A 26059-nucleotide genomic window follows, 5' to 3' on the forward strand; every position below is an offset into this window, starting at 1 on the left:
GTAATCAACGCATTAACTAGCGTAAGCTCTGGCTATTGCACAAGTCGCTTTAGCGGTTTTCTGTTTATTCATAACCAGTTCCGCTTGTTCAACTAGGCTAGTTTCCAAGGCGATATCGGTCTGTTTTGAATACGCTGCCGCACATTGCAACGCACTATAAAGCGCGGCTGATTCCGCAACCCCGTAAACACCGACAATGCTATGAACATAAGTTGAGCGCGTACTTAATTGCTCTTCAACTGTGCTTAACTGCTGTTTATTCCACGTTAGGAAGGGAATACCAAGCTTGGCAGCGAGTGAGATCAAACCTTGCTCATCTGCTTTTATATCAATACTGCTTAAACAACTGATCTGTTTAATAGACAGCCCTTGCTGCTGTAAAGATTGCATAAACAAACCTTCCAGCTCCGCTTCTGGACAGTTGCGCTCACACCCCATACCTACACTATAAATAGGGTGTAGATAAGCATTAGCTGTAGTAATGACCGGCTCTGCATTAATCAGCTTAGAAACCTGTAATGCCCAATCATTAGCCCCCCCTTCATGCCCTGATAATAGAGGGATAACAAACCGTCCGTTTTCATCTAACACCAGTACCGCGGGATCTGTATATTTATCGGCTAAAACAGGCGCAAGACTACGCATCACAATACCGGTCGCACAGATAAAGATTAAGCGTTCACCTGCCGTAAAATAGGTTTGCACTTGTTGGCTAAAGGGCTGAGGTTTATGGGATAACAGCGCATCATTTAATTGTGCCACCAAGCGTTTACCTAATGCTTGGCCTTTATCCGTCAGACTGATCACACGTATCATTGGTTCTCTCTTCCCTGACCACGCGCCACGACAAAAAGGGAAAAATAAGGACCTGCGACTCGATCCAACCTGCTAAGATCACTGACAATTTTTTGATTATCACGCCCTATATATTCAAGATACTTAGCCTCACCTTGACGACCTGATTGCTCTAATAAGGCTAGAATTCGTGGTCGTGCTTGGCCTGCTTTCATAATAACCAGAGAATCATACTGGTTAAGCCCAGCAAGAATCTGCTCATCACTATGACGACCATTCAATACAGCAAAGGATTCTTTCAACATCGTTAAAGGTTGCGTTAAACAGGCGGCGGCAGCATTAATAGAACTAATTCCCGGTACAACTTCACAACTGTACTCCCCTTGTAAACGCTCTAATAAATAACTAAAAGAACCATAAAAAAGTGGATCACCTTCACATAGAAACACTACATCTAGTCCCTTATCTAACTGTTCAGCGATCGTTTTTGCACCTTGATCGTAGGCTTGATTCGCCAAATTGCGTGCTTTAAGCATAGGCATATAAATGGGAACTTCAGTTTGCCCCCCTACAGCCGATTCGATCGCCTCAAGGGCTATGCGACGGGCCTGTGATTCACCCTGATCATTAGTTAGAAAACTGAGGACATTCGCATGCTGAATAAGCCGCCACGCTTTCACAGTAAGAAGCTCTGGATCACCAGGACCCACCCCTACGCCGATAAACCGCCCTTTAACAACATTCACGACAAGGGTTCCTTTTTAAACAGGTATAAAGTAACCGGTAAGCTGGGACGGTACATAATCTGGCCCGCTAAACGATCACCACGACTAACACTTAATTGGAGGGTTTCATTCTCACTATCTGCCCTCTGGGTGCGCGTTTGATTAAACTGATAATAATCGCACTTGCTCTGTTCCGTCACCGCTGAACCGAGCAAAATCCCCCCGGGAGGAAGTAAGGTCCATATTTGATCTAACAACGCCGCTAACTCACCACCACTGCCACCAATAAAAACCTTATCAGGGGCCGGCAGATCAGCTAATGCTTGAGGTGCTCGACCTTCAATAATAGAAAGGTTACTCACTACCCCAAAACGCTGGCGATTTTGTTCTAAGCAATCAAAACGATCAGAGTGATGTTCTACGGCATATATATCACTATTCGGATTCCAATAAGCCAGCTCTACTGCAACACCACCACAACCGGCGCCTATATCCCAAACACACTCACCTTTAGCCACTTGCAACAAGGAGAGAATCGATAAGCGCACCTCCCGTTTAGTGATCATTCCACGGCCCGCATCCTCTTTATCGGTCACAAAATACTGGTCAGGAATACCAGGGAAGGCAGGTAGAAATCCTTGGTTACAACCGGGTTCAAGTAGTGTTACATGCAAAGAAGCGAACTTAGTGGAACGCCCTGTATTAGAAAGGGTTTGAGCTGTAAACGATCTGATCATCTCCTGTGGATAACCAAGCATTTCACAAACCGTAATTTTGGCCTCAGAAAACCCGCAAGCAATACACTCATTGGCTAAAGCTTCAGGAGTACTGTGTTTATCGGTTAAGAGCAATAAAGGTTGATCTTGACGCAAGCGTGTTCTTAATTTAGATAAAGGGCGCCCATGTAAACTGAGCACTTCAACATCCTGCAAAGCAATTCCTAATCGGTGACAGGCTACTTGCAGACTAGACACCGCAGGATAAAAGGTGAGTAATTCAGCCGAGAAATAACGGCTAAACCAACGACCAATCCCGTAAAAAAGCGGATCACCTGACGCTAAGACTAAAACGGTCCGGCCCTTTACAAGTTGCTCATCAATTAACGCTTTAAGCGCAGATAATTTAGGCAGAACTATGCTTTCTTTACCAACCGGTATTATCTGCTCTAAGGTATCTAACTGCCTTTCTGAGCCAATAACAAGGTCTGACTGATGCAACGCTTGTAGTGCCTCTGCCGATAGATCGGCCTTAGCATTAACACCTAAACCTACCACTTGAATCTGGCCTGTCATTAGTAATACTCCCCACGGATACAACGGAGTAAAGCGTTACAACTGGCCGCACTTACGGCACTACCTCCTTGCCGACCCAGTAACGTAATGCACTCAATACCTAAATTTTGATGCTGATCCCATAAAAGCTGCTTTGATTCTGCCGCTCCAACAAACCCTACAGGCATACCTATAATCAACGCGGGTTTATCTGCTCCCTGCTCAATCAGCTCTAGTAATCTAAACAATGCAGTCGGCGCATTACCTATCACTACAACACTACCCGCTAACTGATCACGCCACAGTTCAACTGCCGCCATAGAGCGTGTTTCACCGCTCGCTTGTGCCAATTCAGCCGCTCGCGAATCATTTAGATAACAAAGTGGCGGCTGATTGATCATACGCTTAGTTATTCCCTGTTTTACCATCTCCACATCACAGAGGATATTGGCTCCACGCGCTAAAGCACTAATCCCTGATTCACACGCCTGTGCACTAAAACAAACACTACTGGCAACCTCTGGCATACCAACACTGTGCACTATTCGCATCACCACCTGTTGCTGCTCACGTGTTAAATTTGCAAGATCCGTTAACGCGCGGATCTGGCGAAAACTTTCTTGCTCAATCGCTTGAGGGTTGATCTCATATATCACAGTCACACTCCAACCCTTTTATTCTCAATCTTATTAACTACGTCATTAACCGAATCTAATAAACAATCCGACGCAGGTAACTGCGGTCGCTCTAACATAAACACAGGAACACCTAATTCACGGGCCGCCGCTAACTTAGCTTCAGTCGCGCTACCGCCGCTATTTTTACTCACTAAAAGATCCACGTCATACTGAATCAATAACTGTTTTTCATCTGCATGATTAAACGGCCCTATTGCTTTTAACCACTGCATCGTCTCGGGCAACTCAGCTTTGGGAGGCGCTGCCGTTCGGATAATCTGCCTTTGCCCAGTCAGCTCTGCTTGCAACTTAAACTGATCAACTAAAGGCTTCTCTATCTGTCCCGCCGTTAAAAATATACTGCGATAAGGCTCTGTTGCTTTGATCAATCCATCCCAATTATCAAACAACTGCCATTGATCCCCTTCTTGAGCCTGCCAGGCTGAACGATGAAAGCGCCAACAAGGAATAGCTAACTCAGCACAGGCAGCAACAGCAGCCGTACTCATTTGCAACGCAAAGGGATGAGTAATATCAATAACTAAATCAAAACCTAATTCCCTTAAATAATGTGTTAACCCGCCCCGTTGAGTAAAACCACCACTAATCACCTCACACGAAAATTCGGGCACGCGGACTAAACCCGCCACACTATAAGTGACCTGTAGCGATTTCAGCAGATCTCTTTTTTCCAGCTCCGCAACGACTTTACGTGCATCAGAAGTCCCGCCAAGGATAAGTATTTTCACTGTAGATCCTCAGCCTTAACATGTCCGACAAACTGCCCTTTACGATCAGTCGCCCACACCTCTAGCTCCATTTCAGACAATCTATCTTTTAACATCCCTTGGGCGGCTATAAGCGCTCTACTACACACCTCCGAGGCCAGATCTAAATGTTGCTCTTGGCACAGTTTCAACACTTCCATGCTGGTATTCGCTTGTAAAATTTTTTCCACCAATATTGTGCCTGCACCAACAGCAACGGCCATCTCAGCTAAATGTTTAAAATCAATACTGGATGCTCGGCTATTAAGATCCATATGCCCCTGCGCCAACTTACTAATTTTGCCAAAGCCGCCGCAAATAGTGACCTTTTCTACTGGCGCTTTCTTTAAATGTTTCAGTAACGCGCCGATAAAATCACCCATCTCAATTAACGCCATATCCGGTAACTGATACTGTTTTTTAATCGCAGCTTCACTAGTACTGCCCGTTGTTGCTGCAACATGGGAGATTCCATTTGAGCGCGCAACATCGATTCCCTGTCGAATAGACGCAATGTAAGCAGCGCAGGAATAAGGCCGCACAATACCGGTTGTACCTAAGATAGATAAACCACCCAAAATACCTAACCGAGGATTCATCGTCTTTAAGGCGATCTGTTCGCCATTCTCAACCCCAACAGAGACTTCAAACCCACCACTGTAGTTATAGGTCTCCGCGCTCTTAATAAGATGTTCCTGCATCATCTTCCTGGGTACGGGATTGATCGCAGGTTCGCCTACTTCAAGCACTAAACCCGCACGAGTGACTGTACCTACACCCTTAGCCGGTTTAAAAAACACACCTTTCTCTGCAATTAACCGCAACTCCACAAACACTGTGGCACCATGAGTTACATCTGGATCATCCCCTGCATCCTTGATGGTTGCAGTGCGAATACCTTGCTCGGTATCGCCCAGTTGTTGATAACTTTCTATTACTAATTCGACCAACTGCCCTCTGGGCAATAACACCTCAACCTTAGCTGGCTGTTTAGTCGCCAGTAATGCCTGAGCAGCAGCCACACAACAAGCAGTTGCGCAGCAGCCAGTGGTTAAACCGCTGCGCAATTCCTGTTTCTGTTCACTACTCTCAGGCCACATATCGCATTAACCTTTAATCCGTTTTTGATTCATACTGACCACTAAAGATAGCGGCAATCGCTTCAGGGTTTGAGGCAAAAAATAGATGTAAATAACTAGCGGTTAGCCCCTGCTCTCTATAGATCGCTTCTCCCGGCGCAGGATGTCGCTGGCGTTTACCATAGGCGATAGGCTCCGGTGTTGCATGACTACGAGAACGGTGATGCGCATGCGCTTGTACAGCCCCTTCTGGCAACATAGCCGTCTGCATTCCTTGGCACCCCCGTTTTCCGCGCATCGCCCCATGACCTGCAATAACTGCACTCATGGGGTATACCTGATCATCCAAATCGGTTAAATCTTCAAGGCAGTAAAGAAACCCACCACACTCAGCCAAAATAGGTTTACCTAACTGATGGAATCTTTTGATCTGCTCTTTAATGGCCTTATTTTCAGACAGTGCTTTAGCGTGCAGTTCTGGATAACCTCCCGGTAACCAGAGCGCATCAGCCTCTGGTAACTGCTGATCAAATAAAGGGGAGAAAAACACTAACTCTGCACCCATCTCCTGCAATAAACGCAAATTAGCATCATAAATAAAGCTAAAGGCTGCATCTTTAGCGATCGCAATCCTTTTACCCACCAACAAAGGTGCCACTGGAGCGATCTCTGCACTAAAAAATTCAACCGCTTCGGGCAGATCAATAATTGCATTCGGCTCGGCCAACGGGCCTTTGATCCACTGAGCACCTAAAGTAAAACGCTGCTCAAGCTCATCGCGCACCTCATCTGCTTGCACTAAACCTAAATGGCGTTCAGGTAAAGCGACCTCAGGATCCCTTGCTAATGTGGCTAATAATGGTAGGTTTTTAGGTAAAGCATCACGAATCAGCTCAGCATGACGTTCTGTACCACAATTATTGGCAATAAGACCTGCAACCTTCACATCATCACGATAGTTCGCCATGCCCACCGCTAAGGCCGCAGCCGTTTGAGCCATCCCTTTAACGTTCATCACTATAGCTATAGGGATATTAAAACGGGCAGCTAGATCTGCACTTGATGGATCACCATCAAACATCCCCATCGCCCCTTCAACTAGAATAAGATCAGCTGTTTGAGCCGCTTCAAATAGTTTTTGCTGGCAATACTTATCCCCAGCCATCCATAGGTCTAGCTGCTCAACATCTTGCCCTGAAGCCTGCGCTAAAATTTGCGGATCTAAATAGTCAGGGCCCGTTTTAAAAACCCGTACCACTTTACCTTGAGTTGTAAAGTAACACGCTAACGCCGCTGTAATAGTCGTCTTTCCTTCACCGGAACTTGGCGCAGAAAGAAATAACGCTGGACACAAAACAGAAGTGGATTGATCGGTCATCAGTATTCAATTCCCGCTTGTGCTTTTACCCCTAGACGAAATGCATGACGCTCATCTCGAATACTACTGATGGTATCCGCTATCTCTTCTAACCCTTCGGGCATTACCCGACCTGTAATCATTACGTTTTGATTTTTAGGCCTATTTTTTAGGGCTTCAATCACTGGAGCTAGTTCAAGGTATTTATATTTGAACATGTAGCTCATCTCATCAAAAACCAGCATCTCATAACGATCATCTTGCAAGAGCGCTTCCGCTATCTGCCAAGCTTTTTCCGCCGCAGCTATATCCTGCTCTTTATCTTGAGTTTCCCACGTAAAACCATGGCCCATCACGTGCCAATCAATTAATTCATGATCACGAAACAGCTTATATTCACCGGTTTCTGTACGCCCTTTCACAAACTGAATCACTGCCGCTTTTTTTCCATGTCCGACACAGCGCGCCATAGTGCCAAAAGCGGAACTGCTTTTACCTTTACCGTTGCCTTTAAGGAGAATTAAAACGCCACGTTCTTCAGTGGCACTGGCGATGCGTTTATCGATCACTTCTTTCTTTTTCGCCATGCGTTCCTGATGGGTCTTCATTAATATGCTCCAGCTAAAGATAAATAGGTTGCGTTTAATGTTTGGGCAAAGCGCGGACCTTTGCCCCGCTTAATCTGACTAAGTTCAGTATCGATCCATACCAGTTCACCTGGGAGCTGAACACCCTTCAGAGAACTACTGCTACGGCCATCAGTCAGAACATAACTGCGGATCTGTAGTTGGGGGTTTTGACGGAGTAATTTTTGCAAATAAACTTGCGCCTCTAAAAATGCAGCACGCATCGGCGTCCCACCGCCAGCACTCAGTTGATCCAACCACTCTCTGAGCTCTTTAGGTGCACGCACCTTTGACAGTAGGCGGTCAACACGGCTATTACCAAAACCAAAGAGCGTAATTTTCTCCCTTGCTATATACGCTTGCTGGGAGATCTGCAGCAGTGCAGCCTTAGCATGAGCAAAGCCCTCTGCTTGCAATGTGGATGCAGAGGTATCTAATAATATGAGATGCAGTATATCGTCTGACTGTTTTTTCGGTTTAAAACGCAGTTTCTCTGGCGGCCAGCTAGGCAGGCTGGATATTAAAGTAGCGTACCAATCCGGCCGTTTGCTCGATTCAGACATAGTCAACGCATTTGGTTTAGAAGATGATCGAGCCATCGTCCCACTTGCTTGAACGGACTCTACATTTAGCGTTATATCAGCCGTTTTCTGCTGCTCCATTTGAGCTGACATTGGGCCCCAATCCCCCTCCCCACCGGAACTCTCTATTGAATTTTTCTGTCCATCTTCACCCCGCTCACGATGACTATCATCCGGTCGTTTAAATCTATGTTGTGTTTGAGGTGATGATGGCGGCTTATTTTGTTCGGAGGAACTAGGCGGCTGTTTATCCGAGGACGTCGGCTTTACCTTACGTCGATGGGCTAACACTAAGGCTTCAACATCATCTATATCTTGCAAAGTAACAGCGGTACGTTGATGAAATGCAGCATTAGCAATTGCAGCCCTATACCAAACAATATCAGCCCTTAAACCATCCACCTGCGCCGCACTACAACGCTCCGCAATTTCGAGCCGTAGTAGATCATCACAGCTGATACTGTTTAGCCGTATCCGTGCAGATTCTATGTGTTTAAGGAGCTGTTCTTGCTCTGCTTTGTAGGCCTCACAGAACTGCTCCCTCTCGCGTTCAAACAGTTCTCGGCGCTTAACAATTTCGACTCTTTCTGTGGGTAGATACTGATTATCCAGATCAACTGACAGTCCAAAACGATCATGGAGCTGGGGGCGTAACTCCCCTTCATCAGGATTCATGGTACCGACTAATAAAAACTCGGAGCGATGGCTATGGCTAATACCATCACGTTCGATACGGTTTACCCCTGAAGAGGCCACATCAAGTAATAGGTCAACCAGATTATCTGGTAGCAGATTAACCTCATCAACGTAAAGCACACCACCATCGGCTTTACTCAGTAAGCCTGGACTAAAACGCACCGTTTTTTCATTGAGTACATGCTCAAGATCTAAAGTCCCGAGCAACATCTCTTCACTAGCGCCTAAAGGTAAGGTCACAAAATCAGCTGATTTTTCCCCCTCATCATCTGAAACAGGTAATAGATCAGCCAATCCTCGCGCCAATGTAGATTTTGCACAGCCGCGCGGCCCACTGATAACAACACCGCCAATAGCAGGATTAATTGCAGACAATATAAGTGCTAATTTAAAATCGTCTTGGCCTAAAACCGCGCTAAATGGAAAACCTGTTTTACTCATCTATCTACCTTTAACATCCCGTTATCCGAGAGGTGATGCCAGATTGAAAAACCTAAGATACAAAAAGGACCACATCCTTTGGGTATCCAACCTTATTGTTTCGGCCAATAAGAGTGATGCTCATCAATCACATATTTATGTCGATGTTTCTGATGCTTATGATAATGGGGGTGGGTATGTGGTTCAGCTCCCTCCCAGCCCTCATGCTCATGTTGATGGTGCTCATCATGGGTATGGGGATGGAGATGCTCCAGTTCGGAATGTTCATGCCAAAGCTCATAGCGATCATGGCTTTTCCAGATAACACTCGCTAACAACGTCGATATGCCAGCCAATACAGCTAACCAAATAAACGTCTGCTCCATACCGAGCACACTGCCCAGGCCACCCGCTAGAAGGTAACCCATCAACCACATCCCATGAGTTAGGGCGAAGTTAGCAGAAAAATAATCATTACGATCACTCTCTTTGCATGACTGACGAACGACACGTCCTGTCGGAATCAAAATCATGCTGCTCCCCACACCAATCAAACACCAAATAGGAAACAAACCTAAGTAACTAGGCCCAACAATGCCTGCCAACAGCGCCACCACGATAATAACACCGCCAAATAACATAACCGGACGATCATGAAAACGTTCTAACAAAGAGGGAAGATAAAGCGCAGCCAACATAGACCCCAAACCAGCAGATACCATCAGTAAGGGCACCTGCTCTTCCGATAAACCAAGAACGCCTCGGACATACACAACACTATTAACAATAACCATCGCACCCGCAGCAGATAAGGCTAAATTAAGCAATAATACGGCACATAGTCGAGGTGTCCTCAGGTAGCTTTTTATACCAAAACTAACATGCTGCCAAAGACCACCACTTCGGTCATTACTCCTGCTACTCGGTAGTTTAGCCATATAGATAAAAACAACCGATAGCGCAAACCCTGCGCCATTAAGCTCAAACAACCACTCATAAGAGGTGAAAAGTATAATAACGGCGGCAAGTGCTGGGCTTAGTAGACTTTCCACCTCCATTGCCAAACGAGAGAGCGACAATGCTTGGGTATACTCTTTCTCATCAGAAAGAATATCAGGCAACAAAGCTTGATACACCGGCGTATAAGCTGCCGCCATAACATTTAACCAGAAGATCACTACAAATAACTGCCAGATCGCGTCACAAAACGGTAACAGTGCAACTAATATCGCCCGCCCCATATTCAAACTAGCTAACCACTTTTTACGCGGCAAACGGTTGGCATAACCACCGACTATAGGCGCTACGCTCAAGTAAGCGACCATTTTAATGGCTAAAGCAACACCTAAGGCTAAACCGGCATCACTGGGCTTAAGATCGAAGGCAAACAGCGCTAACGCTACTGTTGTTAATCCTGTACCTAATAGCGAAACTAGCTGACCAAAAAAAAGCCAGCGGAAGTTCGAATTAAGTAACGGCGTCGCAACAGCAATCATTGGTTACTTTTCTCCACCAACCCGACAGTATCAAGCTTACGTTTCTCTACAAGATTTAACTTAGCCCCTTCTAGCCGGACTTCTCGCGTAGCTAATTGCGCTAAGAAATCACTATCATGGGAGATAATGATCATCGCCTGAGGTAAGGTTTTTAATGTATCAATCAAATGCTGACGCGCTTTACTATCTAATGCATTACTCGGCTCATCTAACAGCAACACTTCAGGTTCCATCGCTAATACAGAAGCTAAAGTAATCATACGTTTCTCACCACCTGATAACTGATGGGTAATACGCTCCTCAAATCCAGCCATCCCCAACGAAGCCAATGTATTAGTAGCAATCTTTAAAGCCTCTTCGCGGCTCTTGCCTAGGTTTAAGGGGCCAAAGGCCACATCTTCTAAAACAGTCGGGCAAAACAGCTGGTCGTCCGGGTCTTGAAACAAAAAACCGGCACGGGCACGCACATCAACAAAGGACCTTTCCTCTTTTCGACTTTCACCAAATGCAAAAATATCACCTGACTTTGCTTTTTTAAGGCCCACTAGTAGATGTAATAAAGTCGTTTTTCCCGCTCCATTAGCCCCCGTTAAAGCAACACGTTCACTCGGATTAAGCTGAAAATCCACATCGTCCAGCACGAGCCCTCGGCGAGGATAGCGATAGCTCAAGCCTCTCACCTGAATCAAAGGGGCTGTAGACTTACCAGACAACTCAGACTCAACCATTGATCGCTCACTCATAAAAAATTTTCATAAAAAGTTAAGCCCAATCAATCCGCATAAAAAAGGAAGGAACAGCGCCATAAAGCGATAATCATGGGTACCTAATGCCATATCATCAAACAGATAAAACTGGCCTTTATAACCCCGACATTTCATTGCATCCATAATGCGTTCCGAGCGCTCCAAAGAGTGTACTAAGAGCATACCAATAAGATAACCAATGGAACGCCATGTATGCATATCAGTTCGTAAAACAAACGCACGAGCCTGCATCGCTCGGCGCATACGTTTATATTCCTGCCCAATCACATCCAAATAACGCACAGTAAAAAGCAGCAAGTGCACAAGTTTATCAGGTACTCGCAAATGAGCTAAGGCATGGCCTAAAGTGGTCGCACTAAGCGTCCCTACCAGCGCCAATAACGACAATACTACCGCATGGGCTTTTAGCAATATCATCAACGCATGTAGAAAACCCGCAGTACTGGCGGATAATCCCGCCACGGTAAATAGCGCTTCACCAGGTGTCGTAAAGGGCAGCATAATGACCAGAAAGATCATAAACATATCCATTGCAATCACTCGCCGCAGCGTCCGCTTTACATTTAATTGAGCAAGCAGAGCCAATAAAAGCCCAACTAATACCCCTAAACTTAATACCCAAAAGCTTTCCGATAGCACAGTTACAAAAGCAAACAACGTCACCATTATCACACGCAGGCGCGGATCGAGCTTATCGATCACAGATAGATCATGCTTAACCTTCTGCCCTTTCCATGAGGTGCCGCTATGCTCTAAAAACTGAGGCATCAGATCAGCCTTTACTCTGCTTATCCAGTTGACGCTGACGCCACCAGATACCTAAACCGCACAAGCCAAAGATATAACCTATTCCCCCCATAATATCTTGCAGGGAGCTTTTCTCTTTGTATGCTGCGATCTCTTTTCTAAGCGGTACCACCTGCTTTGCCACGGCCCGCTCAATCATCTGCTCTAACCCCTGGCTATCAGTTGCTATAGCCCTGGATGCCGACACACTCGGCCCAGCTACTTTATCCGCAGCTGCCTCACTAACCCCCGCCGTAGCAAGGGTGCCAGGCAACTCATCAGCCGGCAAGGTTAACTCCAAAATGTGGCCGGAACTTAAATTGGCATAAAACAGATGGTCGATACGCTGGGTCGCGGTGTAACTAAACCCCCCTTCGTCATTAGTTTCTACACTAGCTAATTCATTTCCCTGCCCATCCGTCACTTTGACAATCGTACCGGGAGCGGCCATATCCCCATTAGAAAACCCAATCTCACCTTCAATCTGGTCACCAATCGCATAAACACCACCAACGACATTATGCGCAGCAACCCCAAGGGAAAGCAGGCTCAAAAACAAGGCACCTATTAACTTAGACAGCATCATAGCTCTCCTTGATATTAAGGAACTCAGGTTTCACTTTACGAATGAGCAACACCGCCGCCGCAGTCACAAATCCTTCAACAATCATCACAGGAATGTGCGCTACAAAGGTCATTTTTGCTGCTAAAAGAAAAGCCTCACCCGAGAGCATTAAGGAGAACGCGACCATCACCGTAGTAAGCACAATCGCTCCAGCGCCGCCAGCAGCACCCCATACAGCCGCCACTTTAGGCGAGCTTGAGCTAATACCCTTCCCACATAGGTAATAAACCATAACAGCCGGCAACGCGATATTAACTACGTTGACGCCCAAGACTAAAAAGCCGCCAAAACCAAAGAAAACAGCCTGTAAAAACAGTGCGACTAAAAGAGCCGGAAAGGCTGCCCACCCTAATGCGAGGCCAATTAAGCCATTCAAAATAAGGTGAACACTGGAAAAACCTATTGGCAGATGAATATAAGAGGCGATAAAGAACACAGCGGATAAGACACCTACCTGAGGTAAGTGATCATAATCCATTTTCTTTAAACCTATAGCAACACCCGCTACAGTTAAAGCCGTCCCTACCTCTAAAATAGGAACAGCTAACACGCCATCAACAATATGCATAGAGCTTGTTACCTAGTTAGACAAATCACTTTGCGCGGACTTATCGGAAGCGCGAATCTCATGCGCTTGCACCCAAATCACCGCATCTTGAGATAACTCTTTACCTTTAAACTCTGTTTTTTCACCTACACCTAATGCTGCAAAACCCCACTGCCCCGCTTTAGGGATACCAAAAGTAAACGTACCGTTAGCATCAGCGAATATAGTCATCGTGATAAAAAGATCGGAGGGAAGATCCATATTCGCTTGTGCAGAAAAACGATTATTCTTCATATCTGGATCATAATTAACATACTCAACCTCAATCTCTGCAAAAGGTACAGGCTTACCTCTGCTTTTTACTACACCGGTAAATGTACCACCCGCTAAAATGCCATAAGGCTTAGTCAATGGAACAATTTCAGCACTTAAACCTAGATCTTTATTCCAATCAGTTGGTAGCGTACCTACATTAACAATGGTTTTAACAATTTGTTGAATATAGGCATCTTCAGACGCTTCAAAATAGGGAGCCATCTGCATCACAAAAAGGTGATCGCCTAAGCCACGAAGCGCCACATCTACTTCGTAAGCGTCACCTGTATTTTCAGCACTGGTCCACTTCGAGGCTTTAACATCCATTAATAGATCAGTTTTTTTACCTTTTTTAACCACATAAAACTGCTCAGGTGGCTCCACGCTCATTACATAGCCGCTATCAGCAGGATGAGTAAAGGGTAGTTTTAGGTTAATTAGTCCACCACGTTCCCGTAATAGATCAGGGGTATACACCATCTGAAAGTGGGCTTGGGCCGTAGAGGTAAAAAGAGATGCGGCTAAACTAATAACCACCAAAGAAAGTACATTTTTAAGCACAAAAAAATCTCCAACAAGTTATGTGTCGGAGTTGGGAGGATAAGTATGTTCAGACCAACTGAACGATTACTCGGTGAAGCCCTCCGCAACACCATGGTAAATATGTTTATCTCGCTGGTATCCGGACTCATTGGCGAAACTGGGCTTATAAAAAACACTGTCTCGGGTATTTCACCTTCCCACATATCACCTAAATAGCACGTATTTAAACGTTAATAAGCTTAATGCAGTGGCATACAAAACACCTTAACCAATTTACCGTTGCGGGGGCAGTGTTGGGATTACCTTTGGCTAATTAAAACCTAGATGCACCAACTTCCCGGATCAAATGATTAAAACCATCTAATCTGCACTTATGTGCGGCAAGATAAGTCGTTAACAATACCCATGCAATCAACACTTTGCAATTGAGCAGTTTTCGTTTTGCTATGAATTTTATACAGCTAAAAATTATCAATTAGCTCCCTATTCATTTTACTTTTATAATGAAATCACACCCATTAACAAAAGATACCTCTATGCTTTACGTTCTTCCTGAAACAACTGGCGATATCATCGTATTACAGGCCAACGACAAACTAACCCAAGAAGACTATACCGAAACATTTATCCCTCTATTTGAACATGTCAAAAATACGCATCCAGAGGTGCGATTACTGATCACATTCGCTCCTGACTTTTCAGGCTTTGAGGCTGGCGCGCTATGGGAAGACCTGAAGTTCGGCGTAGCTCATGCAAATGACCTGCACCGCATGGCCATAGTCGGCGATGCACAATGGATGGATTGGGCAACACAAATATCCAAACGTCTCATGCGGGGTGAGGTACGTCACTACAAACTAACCCAGCTATTAGAGGCTCTACGCTGGATTAATGATGAAGGTGAAGATGATGAACATGAGGAAAAAAAACACCCATTTGCAGGATAAAGTAAGCCGCCTCACAAGCCTAAAAGCAATGGATAAGTTAATTCTCAAATGAAAATTGTAACCTGGAACTGCAATGGCGCATTTAGAAAGAAAGTACCTAATATTGAACTCCTCGATGTCGATATAGTATATCATTCAAGAATGCGAAGACCCCGCCCAATCAAGCAACGAATACCGTAAGTGGGCGGGCGATTATTTATGGGTAGGGACTTCAAAACACAAAGGTATTGGGATTTTCCCCAAAAAAGGAAACACCGTTAAATGCCTCAAGTGGGAAGGTGAATTTAAAATCCCAAACCTAAACGCCAATAGCCAGTCTACTCACTGGAAAACATCAGACTTAAATTTATTCCTTCCCTTTCTTATTAATGATGAAATCACAGTTCTGGCTGCTTGGACCAAAGGCAACAATTCTCCAGTTTTTGGCTATATAGGACAGCTTTGGAAATTTATACAAATACATAGAAAGGAACTAAGCCATCAAAAAACAATGATTTTAGGTGACTTAAATAGCAATGCAATTTGGGATAAACCAGATCGTTGGTGGAACCATAGCGATGTCATTTCGGAGCTAAAAGAGATTGGAATAAGTAGCCTATACCATAGGCAATTTAATGAACCCCAAGGAGAAGAAACAACTCCAACTTTTTTCCTACAACGAAACAAAGAAAAACCCTACCATATTGACTACGCCTTTATGTCTCAAGACATACTAGAAAAAGCCAGCATAGCTATCGGCCAACGAAAAGACTGGATTGGTGTAAGCGACCATATGCCATTAAGCATTCAAATTCATACTTAAAAAAAACAACCTGCCTAACTCACAGTACCGCATATTAAACAACAAACGTCTGTGCCTCCCCCCCAATAAAGCGTATAGTGGCTGAGTACACTCTCCTCTATCGAGCCTACTGGCTAACACGCCTCTATCCTCCTTATTGATCCTCTAGATTGTTTACGAGCAACTAGAGCAGACTCTTGCACCCACTGTTTGCGTTTCTCTCTTTGAATGAGAAAAATCAGATAATTAGCTTAACTCTGTTCCTTTGAACAAAGTGATCTTGCTCACGCTCTTTGCGTGATCGGTGCGCCTTTGATTTATACCTATTCCTACTTAGGAGCACCATGACTACAGATACTGAGAAAAACAAAACACTCCAACCTGCCATTATTTCCTATGTTAAAGATCTACCCAATATATGCTCACTTGCCGGATTAGCTTGTACACTGTTAGCGATCTACTTCAGTATCATTGGCGTTTTTTATGCGGCAATGATCGGCATGATCTGGGCCGTGGCGTTTGACTGGGCCGATGGATTAATAGCACGCAGAATGAAAGGACGCACAGGCAGTGACCGCATGTTTGGAGGTCAGCTTGATCTCGTCATCGACATTGTCAGTTATGGCGTAACCCCCGCTATTCTTTTGCTGAGCTATGGCCAATTTAATCCCATTTTTCTACCCATCGCTTTTATCATTCTTGCTGCCAGCGCTATACGCTTAAGCTACTTTAGTACTTTTGGTTTATCTGATGAGTCTAAATACACAGGGCTCGCACTGGATAACAATAATATTCTATTAGTTTTTATCTTCCTTTTAGAAAGCCTTATTCCAAGCGAGATATTCAGCGCTATCTTCTATATTAGCGCCCTATTGCTGGCCATATTCAACGTGTCTCAAATTAAGACCCCTAAACTTTCTGGCAATCCCCGCAATGTTATTTTACTTACTATTTATACGCTTGTAATAACAGCCACTTATACGTGGAAGCTTTTCTAAAAAACCACGGCACACATAAAACTGTCGTTAACACTCGACACTGATTAATAATTTTTCCCAAAGGCTAAATAAAATATGATTGTATATACCGTTGGTACGTTTGATTTATTACATGTTGGACATCTTGCTTTACTTGAGTACTGCAAATCCTTAGGCGTAGGCGTCGCCTCAGATCGTGTTGTAAATTCCTATAAACCTAACGTTCCTGTTATTCCTTTAGAACAGCGAATGGAGATGCTAAGCGCTTTGCGCTGCGTTGATATAGTGCGCCCTTACGATGAGCTTGAATATGTTTCCGGTTGTGAAGCATTAAATGCAGATATCTTTGTAATTGGTGAAGATTGGGGAAAAGCACCTCATAATCTTGCGGTTGAATCTTATCTAAAATCAGCAGGCAAGCAGATTCGTCAAGTACTGTATAACCCTCGCACATCATCAACCACTATTAAGCAAAATGTTATGGCTCAATCTAATCCAGTAAGAAATCTAAACCAAGCTAACATAGCCCTCGCATAACCGTAGCATTAAGAGCAATACAGCGTGGCTTTTGGGTAGCGTGAAGGGCAATAAGAGAGAATTATTGCCTGATAGCACGTTTCGCAAGCCACGATTACGGCTATGTTTTAATATAGCCACCTCGCAACAGATCGCTCTGGAACCCTCACTAACCTTATTATTTCCACCTTATATTTTATATACTCATGAAAATAATATAGGTATAAAGCTGGTGGGAACTCCGCGCTACATTGATGGGAGGTGTCTTGACTCAGAGCATCACTTTTAAAGTATTCACTATATGGCTGAGCATACTATTACTGGCAATAGTCAACGGTACTGTTCGTGAAACTTTTTTCATTCCCATGCTAAGCAGTAACACTGGACTTATGCTAAGTGGCGTAACTTTAGCTCTAGCTATTATGTTTGTTACCTACGCTACTCTACCTTGGATTGGACAAAGACAGACAACAACCTATCTATTAATTGGCTTCAGCTGGCTCAGCATGACCTTAGTTTTCGAGTTCATTTTTGGACGAATCCAAGGTCAATCTTGGCCTCAGTTATTTGAAGCGTATCTGTTTAAGGAGGGAAATATTTGGCCTATTGTTTTACTTACAACTACATTTTCACCTTATTTTTCAGCTAAAATAAGAGGCTGGGTATGAATTAGCTAACGTCAAGTATCTAAATATAATTCTTAGATCACTCAATTAGCTTCTATTTATTTCGCCACCATTTACATAAAATACAACAACTTTTCCCAAAACGGCTTTCAGTTTAGATCCCCTATACGCGACACTTCATAAGTCGAGTTATAACATACAGCGCCAGCACAATAACCATCTTGGAGTATTAAATGAGTATCAGAAACACCGCTGAAAACTACGGCTCTATAGCAAAATGGTTACATTGGATGACAGCGATTCTTTTTTTAGGCGCTTATATCACTGTCTACTTTCGGCGCTGGTTTACCGAGGACAAAACACCTGAAAACTGGACGGTGCTTCAGCTGCACTTTTCTATTGGTGTGACCATTGCTGTCATAGTCGCACTGCGTATTATCTGGCGTATAACTAACCGCAAACCTAATCCAGAACCAGGTACACACTTAGAACATCAAGCTGCCCGTGCCGGCCACTATGCACTATATGCCATTATGATCATCATGCCTCTCACGGGCTATTTAGGCACTGGAGGTGCTACGGAATACTTCTTTTTATTCGATATACCTAAGTTTGAAGATACCCCTATCTTCATATCTTTAGTGCAGGAGAATTTAGGACTCACATTTAAAGAGTTCGAAAAACCGGTCGACTTTATCCACAAAGATATATTCGGCGCTTGGTTAGTATGGATTCTAATATTGGGACATGTTTTAGCAGCCTTGTACCATCACTTTGTAAAACACGACAGAACCGTACTAAAAATGACATCGGATAAATAATAAAAGACAGGCTAAAAGTAATCACAATGGTATTCCATGTGAGCTACAGTGGTGCCAGTAATCGGTTAAAATATAACACAAACGAATAGAATAACGGGTTCTCATACCTTAGGTATAAAACCATAATAATCAATGAGATAAAAAGAGAGCACCTATGAATAATGACCGCGAGGTTATCGCACGACTGCGTCAACGTATTCCTACATTCGAGTGTACACCGGGCTGCCATGATTGTTGCGGGCCGGTGACCACCTCATCGGAAGAGATCTCTCGCCTACCGGTTAAATCGGATGCCGAACATGATGCAGCCTTAAAAGAGTTTAATTGTGTCCACTTAGGTCCCAATGGCTGCACCGTCTATGGGGAGCGCCCTCTCATCTGTCGATTATTTGGCACTACACCCAATATGGCCTGCCCTAACGGTTGTCGACCGCAAGAGATGGTTGAGCCAGAGATTGAACGTGAAGTTCATCACTATATTGCGACCACTCGACAAGTTTTAGTTTAGCCACAGACACTACAAGGTATATTTATACACGGTAATATCTTTGTCTTAATGCCCCTTTAATTGAGCTGCAGCAACTAATCCTCAAGACAACGAGCCTGCCAACATCGTATAATTACGACTTTACACCTGTCATATTCATGCATATTCGATCCTATCAACCATCCGATTATATTGAGATAGCTAATCTATTTCATAAGTCTGTGCACGCTATCAAGCAATCGTTTTACTCAAAAGAAGAGCTAGAGGCTTGGGCTCCTACACCACCTGACTATACTGGCTGGAAGGCGCGCTTATTGGAGAAAAAGCCATTTGTAGCGCTGAAAAACAACGGCATTATTGGCTTTATAGAACTAGAGAGCGATGGACATATCGACTGTCTCTACGTACATCCTGAGCACCAAGGTTCCGGAATAGCCAGCCAACTCTTACAACACCTACGCATGGTCGCTCAAAAGAAAAAGATAACTCGGCTTCATGTAGAAGCCAGTAAAGTTGCTATGCCCTTCTTCAAAAAATCAGGCTTTACACTCACCAAAGAAAACCACATCAATTTACGAGGACAGTCATTACTAAACTACTCTATGTCTTCAAATACCCAGCCTTAACACAGAACACTAAAACCGTTTTGTTAGCTGGATAGGTTAACGCCAGCTCTGGACACAAATGTTACACATTATCGTTATTGGCAATCACGTTAATTTGCCTAAGTTATATCGGAAGGACTCACAATGAACGCACTAAAAATAAGTTTTGCGGGGTTATTGTTAGTTTTAACAGCCCTATGGTTACTAGCTGACACTTTCATCCCCGAACCTTTTACCTATTTCTCATTTCGCTCGGTATTTATTCAGTACACTGGCGTAATAGCCATATGCGCAATGAGTGTGGCGATGATATTAACCCTGCGATCAACATGGATGGAGAAACAACTACACGGGCTAGATAAGATGTACCGACTACACAAATGGTTAGGTATAACAGCGCTTGTCACCTCAATTCTCCACTGGTGGTGGGCAACGGGGACTAAATGGATGGTCGGCTGGGGCTGGCTTGTCAAACCTGCGCGAAAATCCTCGGACCCACAATCACTCCCCTTTTTAGAGCAATTATTCAGAGATCAACGCCATCTAGCAGAATCTGTCGGTGAATGGGCATTCTATGCCGCAACAGTGCTTATAGTGTTAGCACTAATAAAACGATTTCCTTACCACCTATTCCGTAAAGTACATAACTGGCTTGCTGTTGCTTATCTAGTACTCGCCTTCCATACCTTAATTCTTACCAAGTTTAGTTACTGGCTTCAGCCGATTGGTATCATCATCGCCCTTCTACTCATGGGCGGTACACTATCGGCGATATTAGTGATGACTGGCCGAGTTGGACAGGGACGCAAAGCACAAGGCGTTGTAGACTCACTTACCTATTACCCTAGTTTAAGAATTATTGAATGTACTATTGATGTAAATCGCGACTGGCAAGGACATATGCCTGGACAGTTTGCCTTTGTCACCTCAAAAAAAAGAGAGGGTGCTCACCCCTATACAATTGCCTCAGCATGGGATGATAAAGAACAAAAATTAACATTCATTACCAAAGAACTAGGTGATTGGACTAGTCGGTTACGTGATTGGTTAAAAGTCGGCCTACCCGTTACGGTTGAAGGCCCCTACGGCTGTTTTAACTTCAGTGACAGCAACCCTCAACAAATTTGGGTTGGAGCAGGTATTGGTATTACCCCTTTTATTGCACGGATGAAGTATCTTGCTAAAGTCCCCGGTACACAACAGATCGATCTCTTTCATGCCACCAGCGATTTCGATCAAACAGCAATGGACAAACTCAGCGCCGACGCAAAAGCCGCCGGTGTACATTTGCATCTCATCCTAACCCCACAAGATGGGCGCTTAACTCCCGAAAAAATTCGTCAAGCCGTACCTAATTGGCAATCCGCCAGTCTTTGGTATTGCGGCCCCGCGCTTTTAGGCCAAACGTTACGTAAAGACTTTCAAGCCAAGGGCATACCCTCAAAAAATTTCCATCAAGAACTTTTTGATATGCGATAACCCCGTATTTCAAATGAGCCTGATTAGCTTTCTAGATCAGGCTCATAATCCCCTATCCATAGCCTCTATACATAGCCTCTATACATAGCCTCTATACATATAGCACCGATAAAACGCTCTCAAAACAGAACACCTAAATATAAGATATAACTAATATGATATATACTTAACATAAAGCTATATTTAGTGATGGTTTAGGCTGAGTTAGCTGACCAATCCGGTCGCTTAAAAAACAAAATATGGCAAATAAAATGCCATATATGTCACAAACAAACTGATATATAAGCTAAAAAAACGGCCTAAGTTGACAAGATCTCCACAAAGAACCTTTAGTTATATACAAATAACACAAAGGAATATAACTGGCATGTAATCTGCTTTAAGTATTTAAAGATAAAACATAACAGCCAGCTCTGATCAAAGCAGATACGCCTATTAATCATAGACTCTCAGCCCTTTCAAGAGCCTATAAAGTATTTATAAAAAGGTGATAACTATGCCCATTAATCGTCGAAATTTACTTAAAACCGGAGCAGCCCTAGGTGTTGCCGGGGCGTTTGGCTTTGGTGCTTGGGAGTTAAGCAAAACTGACACAAAAGCAAAAATCCTTATTACCGGTGGTGGTGCGGGTGGTCTTGCCTTATCAAATAAGCTGCTACATTATTTTAATGGCGCAGAGATCACTATCGTAGATCCACGCGGCTATCACTGGTACCAACCGGGGCAAACATTACTCTTGGCCGGTGCTTATAAAAGCAAAGATAAAGTTATCGAAGATAATGAAACCTATTTAGACAGCCAAGTAAAATGGATTTCAGAAGCCGTAAGAGAGTATAAACCTGATAATAATCAAGTTATTACTTCATCAGGACAGGCACTCAACTATGACTACCTCATTGTTGCTACAGGCTTAGAACTACGCTACGACATGATTGAAGGCTTAGATATCAACGAAATTGGACAAGGCAATATCGCGAGTATTTACCTAAGCCCTGAAGCGGGTATCGCCAGTCACAAGCAAGCGCTAGCATTTGCACAAAGCAAAGGTGGCCAAGCTCTGTTTACTCGCCCCCAAGGAGCCATGAAATGTGCAGGCGCTCCAATGAAAGCAACAAACCTAATAGAGTACTTTGTGCGCCAAGCAGGACAAAGAGACGCGTTTAATTTCGAATACTTCACCGCTGAAAACTATTTATTTGCAGTTAAAGCATTTGATAAACGCTTACAAGAGATTTGGGCTGAGCGACAAATCACTCCAAATTATGAGCAGACACTAACCTCATTGGACAGCGCAGCCCATACCGCAACCTTTACTTTAGCTGATAATTCACAACGTACTATGGATTGGGACTTCATACATATAGTGCCGCCTATGACAACGGTAAAAAGCTTACGGGAGTCAGAGTTAGTGGATGAAACAGTTTTTAAAGGATATTTAGAGGTCGATAAATACACACTACAGCATAAACGATACCCCAATGTGTTTGGCCTAGGCGACACTGTAGGTACACCTATAGGAAAAACAGCGGCCTCAGTTAAATCTCAATTACCGATTATTGCCAAAAACTTACAAGCATTAATCACAGATCAGCCATTAACCGCTCAATGGAATGGTTATACATCTTGCCCCATGATCTTAGATGTTGGCCACGCCATGCTTTGGGAGTTTGATTATAGCCTAGAGCCCATGACCACATTACCCTTCCCGGTTGTAGACCCTCTTGATAAAAGTGAAATCGCTTGGGTTATGGAAAAGTCACTTATACGTCCCGTATATGATGTGATGTTGCACGGTTACACCCCAGTTTAAAGTAAAAATCGAGCATCAAAGTTCGAGAAAAGAACAGATTAAAAGAACCTTAGCGCTGAATATGTCTAAAAAAAAGACTATTCGACCCAAAATGGCGAGGCGTATACTTTATTTTCTTTTAACTTATTAAGTTACAAGGAAATAACTGGCACGGCTTCTGCTTAATTAAGATTTATCACATCTACATAGCCGAATGAACCGGCAATAAGTAAAGGTATTAATTATGGTATCTGAAACTGTTGTGGAATTATCACGGTGGCAATTTGCCTTAACCGCGTTATACCACTTTCTTTTTGTCCCACTAACATTGGGACTCTCTTTCTTGCTAGCCATCATGGAATCTGTTTACGTGATGACAAACAAGCAAGTATACAAAGATATGACCCGTTTCTGGGGTAAGCTCTTTGGTATCAACTTCGCTCTTGGTGTTACGACTGGTCTAACGATGGAATTCCAGTTTGGTACCAATTGGGCTTACTACTCTCATTATGTAGGTGATATTTTTGGAGCGCCCTTAGCCATAGAAGGTTTAATGGCCTTTTTCCTTGAGTCGACCTTTGTTGGTTTGTTCTTTTTTGGTTGGGATCGACTAACAAAAGTACAACATTTAGGGGTGACTTGGCTTGTTGCTATAGGCTCCAACTTCTCAGCTCTGTGGATTTTGATCGCAAATGGCTGGATGCAAAACCCAGTCGGCGCGTATTTCAACTTCGAAACTATGCGTATGGAGATGAGTAGCTTTGCAGAAGTGATTTTTAACCCTGTCGCTCAAGTTAAGTTTGTTCACACTGTATCCGGCGGTTATGTCACAGGGGCTATCTTTGTACTTTCTATTAGCGCTTATTACATGCTAAGAAATAAAGATATGGGCTTTGCTCGCCGCTCTTTTGCAATCGCATCAGCGTTTGGTCTCGCCTCTGTCATGTCGGTTATTCTCTTAGGTGATGAAAGCGGCTATGAAATAGGCGAAGTGCAAAAAGTTAAACTGGCAGCAATGGAAGCCGAGTGGGAAACCAGCGAAGCACCCGCACCCTTCACTCTCTTTGGTTTACCCAATGAAGAAACCCAAGAAACCGACATGGCTGTACGTATTCCCTACGTACTCGGTCTGATCGCAACCCGATCAGTCGATGAAGAAATCATGGGGATAAAAGAGTTAATTGAGCATGCTGAAGGTCGTATTCGTAACGGCATCAACGCTTATGCTCTATTGATGAAGCTGCGTAATGGTGAAGATACGCCAGAAAACCGAGCAGCCTTCTCTGCTGTTAATCATGATCTTGGTTATAGCCTGCTCCTCAAACGCTACACGCCCGATGTTGTGGACGCGACTGAAGAGCAAATAAAAGCAGCAGCTAAAGATACAATTCCGAAGGTTGCACCAATGTTTTGGACCTTCCGCGTAATGGTAGCTTGCGGCTTTACAATGCTGCTTCTGTTCACCCTATCGTTTTACTACACAGCCCGTCGCCAAGAGTACAAAAAACGTTGGTTACTTAAATTCGCAATGTTTGCACTCCCTCTACCTTGGATCGCAAATGAAATGGGCTGGTTTGTTGCAGAATTTGGGCGTCAACCTTGGGCGATAGGTGAGATTTTACCGACTTATGTTGCGACCTCAACGCTCAGCGAAACTGACCTATGGATGAGTATTTTCGGGTTTGCGGCGCTTTACTCCGTATTCCTTGTGATTGAAGTGTTCCTCATGGTTAAGTACATCCGCAAAGGCCCAAGTGCTCTAGGTACCGGGCGTTATGATAACGAACCTTCGCTAGATGAAAATAAAGGAGCAGCTCAACATGTTTGATTATGAAACTCTGCGACTCATTTGGTGGTTACTGATCGGCGTACTACTTATCGGATTTGCAGTCACTGACGGCTTCGATATAGGTGCTGCCATGCTGATACCCCTGCTCGGTAAAACCGATACAGAACGACGTGTCATCATCAACACTATTGGGCCTCACTGGGATGGAAACCAAGTTTGGTTTATCACTGCCGGCGGCGCTATTTTTGCTGCGTGGCCTTTAGTCTATGCCACTGCATTTTCTGGCTTTTACTGGGCAATGCTGCTCGTCCTTTTTGCTTTATTCTTTCGCCCTATAGGTTTTGAATATCGTAGTAAAATGGACAGTAAACGCTGGCGTAATAACTGGGATCTTGGTTTATGCCTAGGTTCCTTTGTTCCCGCCCTTGTATTTGGTGTGGCATTTGGCAACCTATTTTTAGGGGTGCCCTTCCACTTTGATGAACTAACCCGTTCAACTTATACAGGCTCATTCTGGGCACTGCTTAACCCATTCGCATTGGTCTGCGGTCTTGCAAGTGTCGCAATGCTATTACTCCATGGCGCAGTCTGGTTACAGATGCGCGCAGGGGGTGATGTTCAAGTTCGTGCGCAAAAATACGCATCATTACTTGGGCCTGTATTGGCCGTGCTTATGCTAATTGCGGGTGCTGCTATTATGTGGATGATCCCAGGTTATGAAATTACCTCTGAGGTGATCTCTGACGCAAGTTCAAATCCACTAAGCAAAGAGGTGGCTCAAACCGAAAACTGGTTAGGTAACTTTACGACGCTACCTGCTTTATGGCTATTAGCCGCAGGAAGTGTGGTCTTACCACTACTGGTTAGTCTCTTGGCAAAATATGGAAAAGCGGGATGGGGGTTTACCTTCAGTGCAGTCAATATTACTGCGATCATTTTACTAGCGGGCTCCACGTTATTCCCGTTCGTAATGCCCTCTTCAACTGATTTGGCAAGCAGCTTAACCCTTTGGGATGCAACATCAAGCATACTTACACTAGAGATAATGTTCTGGGTAGCCATGTTCTTTGTGCCTATCATTTTGATTTACACCTTGTGGGGGTACTACAAAATGTGGCGCAGAATCGAACCTGAATTTATTGAACAGAACAGCGTTTCTAATTATTAGG

27 protein-coding genes and 1 riboswitch are annotated in these 26059 nt (G+C 44.1%); of the genes, 12 read left to right on the plus strand and 15 right to left on the minus strand.

Annotated features, from left to right (window positions below):
• Positions 1 to 12: 12 nt before the first annotated feature.
• From Q4486_RS00190 to Q4486_RS00260, 15 genes are all read right to left on the minus strand, one after another.
• Positions 13 to 816: a cobalt-precorrin 5A hydrolase gene (locus Q4486_RS00190; protein ID WP_303517464.1), complete on the minus strand. Its 804-nt coding sequence runs from the start codon at positions 814 to 816 to the stop codon at positions 13 to 15.
• Positions 813 to 1541 carry a precorrin-2 C(20)-methyltransferase gene (gene cobI, locus Q4486_RS00195; RefSeq protein ID WP_303416557.1) on the minus strand — a complete coding sequence of 243 codons (729 nt, stop codon included), beginning with the start codon at positions 1539 to 1541 and terminating at the stop codon, positions 813 to 815. The genes Q4486_RS00190 and cobI overlap by 4 nt, the downstream gene beginning before the upstream one ends.
• Positions 1538 to 2812, minus strand: a complete 1275-nt coding sequence (gene cbiE, locus Q4486_RS00200; protein WP_303517466.1) for a precorrin-6y C5,15-methyltransferase (decarboxylating) subunit CbiE — start codon at positions 2810 to 2812, stop codon at positions 1538 to 1540. Before cbiE ends, cobI begins: the two co-directional genes overlap by 4 nt.
• On the minus strand, positions 2812 to 3453 hold the full coding sequence (locus Q4486_RS00205) for a precorrin-8X methylmutase (protein ID WP_067861716.1): 642 nt from the start codon (positions 3451 to 3453) through the stop codon (positions 2812 to 2814). Before Q4486_RS00205 ends, cbiE begins: the two co-directional genes overlap by 1 nt.
• On the minus strand, positions 3450 to 4217 hold the full coding sequence (locus tag Q4486_RS00210; RefSeq protein WP_303517468.1) for a precorrin-6A/cobalt-precorrin-6A reductase: 768 nt from the start codon (positions 4215 to 4217) through the stop codon (positions 3450 to 3452). The genes Q4486_RS00205 and Q4486_RS00210 overlap by 4 nt, the downstream gene beginning before the upstream one ends.
• Positions 4214 to 5335 (minus strand): cobalt-precorrin-5B (C(1))-methyltransferase, encoded by a 1122-nt coding sequence (locus tag Q4486_RS00215; protein WP_303517471.1) that lies wholly within the window; start codon positions 5333 to 5335, stop codon positions 4214 to 4216. Before Q4486_RS00215 ends, Q4486_RS00210 begins: the two co-directional genes overlap by 4 nt.
• Positions 5336 to 5348: 13 nt before the next feature.
• Entirely contained in the window at positions 5349 to 6692 is a 1344-nt protein-coding gene (locus tag Q4486_RS00220; protein ID WP_303517475.1) for a cobyrinate a,c-diamide synthase, read from the minus strand.
• Entirely contained in the window at positions 6692 to 7279 is a 588-nt protein-coding gene (gene cobO / locus Q4486_RS00225) for a cob(I)yrinic acid a,c-diamide adenosyltransferase (protein ID WP_303416552.1), read from the minus strand. The genes Q4486_RS00220 and cobO overlap by 1 nt, the downstream gene beginning before the upstream one ends.
• The gene (locus Q4486_RS00230) at positions 7279 to 9015 is read right to left on the minus strand and encodes an AAA family ATPase (protein ID WP_303517477.1); all 1737 of its coding nucleotides are present in this window, start codon (positions 9013 to 9015) and stop codon (positions 7279 to 7281) included. The genes cobO and Q4486_RS00230 overlap by 1 nt, the downstream gene beginning before the upstream one ends.
• Positions 9016 to 9107: 92 nt before the next feature.
• Entirely contained in the window at positions 9108 to 10490 is a 1383-nt protein-coding gene (locus Q4486_RS00235; protein WP_303517479.1) for an MFS transporter, read from the minus strand.
• Complete coding sequence (locus Q4486_RS00240) at positions 10487 to 11233, minus strand: energy-coupling factor ABC transporter ATP-binding protein (protein WP_303517481.1); 747 nt, start codon at positions 11231 to 11233, stop codon at positions 10487 to 10489. Before Q4486_RS00240 ends, Q4486_RS00235 begins: the two co-directional genes overlap by 4 nt.
• Before the next feature lie 9 nt (positions 11234 to 11242).
• Positions 11243 to 12025, minus strand: a complete 783-nt coding sequence (gene cbiQ / locus Q4486_RS00245) for a cobalt ECF transporter T component CbiQ (RefSeq protein ID WP_303416548.1) — start codon at positions 12023 to 12025, stop codon at positions 11243 to 11245.
• A 4-nt stretch (positions 12026 to 12029) separates the two neighbouring features.
• On the minus strand, positions 12030 to 12629 hold the full coding sequence (locus Q4486_RS00250) for a hypothetical protein (protein WP_303517484.1): 600 nt from the start codon (positions 12627 to 12629) through the stop codon (positions 12030 to 12032).
• Positions 12616 to 13236: a cobalt transporter CbiM gene (cbiM, locus tag Q4486_RS00255; RefSeq protein WP_303517487.1), complete on the minus strand. Its 621-nt coding sequence runs from the start codon at positions 13234 to 13236 to the stop codon at positions 12616 to 12618. Before cbiM ends, Q4486_RS00250 begins: the two co-directional genes overlap by 14 nt.
• Positions 13237 to 13248: 12 nt before the next feature.
• Positions 13249 to 14091, minus strand: coding sequence for a DUF4198 domain-containing protein (locus Q4486_RS00260; RefSeq protein ID WP_303517490.1), 843 nt, complete (start codon positions 14089 to 14091; stop codon positions 13249 to 13251).
• A gap of 94 nt (positions 14092 to 14185) precedes the next feature.
• A riboswitch (cobalamin riboswitch) is annotated at positions 14186 to 14449 on the minus strand.
• Positions 14450 to 14609: 160 nt separating this feature from the next.
• On the opposite strand from Q4486_RS00260, the gene Q4486_RS00265 reads away from it, so the two are divergent.
• The 12 genes from Q4486_RS00265 (at position 14610) to cydB (ending at position 26058) form a co-directional block, all read left to right on the plus strand.
• Positions 14610 to 15020, plus strand: a complete 411-nt coding sequence (locus tag Q4486_RS00265) for an STAS/SEC14 domain-containing protein (RefSeq protein WP_303517493.1) — start codon at positions 14610 to 14612, stop codon at positions 15018 to 15020.
• A gap of 490 nt (positions 15021 to 15510) precedes the next feature.
• Entirely contained in the window at positions 15511 to 15822 is a 312-nt protein-coding gene (locus Q4486_RS00270) for a hypothetical protein (RefSeq protein WP_303517494.1), read from the plus strand.
• Between the two features lie 323 nt (positions 15823 to 16145).
• Positions 16146 to 16799, plus strand: coding sequence for a phosphatidylcholine/phosphatidylserine synthase (locus Q4486_RS00275; RefSeq protein WP_303517496.1), 654 nt, complete (start codon positions 16146 to 16148; stop codon positions 16797 to 16799).
• A gap of 75 nt (positions 16800 to 16874) precedes the next feature.
• Entirely contained in the window at positions 16875 to 17315 is a 441-nt protein-coding gene (locus tag Q4486_RS00280; protein ID WP_303517499.1) for an adenylyltransferase/cytidyltransferase family protein, read from the plus strand.
• Positions 17316 to 17560: 245 nt separating this feature from the next.
• The gene (locus Q4486_RS00285) at positions 17561 to 17962 is read left to right on the plus strand and encodes a hypothetical protein (protein ID WP_303416540.1); all 402 of its coding nucleotides are present in this window, start codon (positions 17561 to 17563) and stop codon (positions 17960 to 17962) included.
• A 191-nt stretch (positions 17963 to 18153) separates the two neighbouring features.
• A complete protein-coding gene (locus tag Q4486_RS00290) occupies positions 18154 to 18741 on the plus strand; it encodes a cytochrome b (protein ID WP_303416539.1) in 588 nt (195 codons plus the stop codon).
• Between the two features lie 154 nt (positions 18742 to 18895).
• On the plus strand, positions 18896 to 19249 hold the full coding sequence (locus Q4486_RS00295; RefSeq protein ID WP_303517502.1) for a YkgJ family cysteine cluster protein: 354 nt from the start codon (positions 18896 to 18898) through the stop codon (positions 19247 to 19249).
• 137 nt (positions 19250 to 19386) lie between these two features.
• The gene (locus tag Q4486_RS00300; RefSeq protein ID WP_303517503.1) at positions 19387 to 19854 is read left to right on the plus strand and encodes a GNAT family N-acetyltransferase; all 468 of its coding nucleotides are present in this window, start codon (positions 19387 to 19389) and stop codon (positions 19852 to 19854) included.
• Positions 19855 to 19977: 123 nt separating this feature from the next.
• Positions 19978 to 21312 carry a ferric reductase-like transmembrane domain-containing protein gene (locus Q4486_RS00305; protein WP_303517504.1) on the plus strand — a complete coding sequence of 445 codons (1335 nt, stop codon included), beginning with the start codon at positions 19978 to 19980 and terminating at the stop codon, positions 21310 to 21312.
• A 496-nt stretch (positions 21313 to 21808) separates the two neighbouring features.
• A complete protein-coding gene (locus tag Q4486_RS00310) occupies positions 21809 to 23122 on the plus strand; it encodes an FAD-dependent oxidoreductase (RefSeq protein WP_303517507.1) in 1314 nt (437 codons plus the stop codon).
• 223 nt (positions 23123 to 23345) lie between these two features.
• Entirely contained in the window at positions 23346 to 24929 is a 1584-nt protein-coding gene (locus Q4486_RS00315; RefSeq protein ID WP_303517509.1) for a cytochrome ubiquinol oxidase subunit I, read from the plus strand.
• Positions 24922 to 26058 (plus strand): cytochrome d ubiquinol oxidase subunit II, encoded by a 1137-nt coding sequence (gene cydB / locus Q4486_RS00320; RefSeq protein WP_303517511.1) that lies wholly within the window; start codon positions 24922 to 24924, stop codon positions 26056 to 26058. The genes Q4486_RS00315 and cydB overlap by 8 nt, the downstream gene beginning before the upstream one ends.
• Position 26059: the final 1 nt, after the last annotated feature.

Origin of the sequence: Neptuniibacter sp. 2_MG-2023 (assembly GCF_030547495.1) — a bacterium.
Classification (GTDB): Bacteria; Pseudomonadota; Gammaproteobacteria; order Pseudomonadales; family Balneatricaceae; genus Neptuniibacter.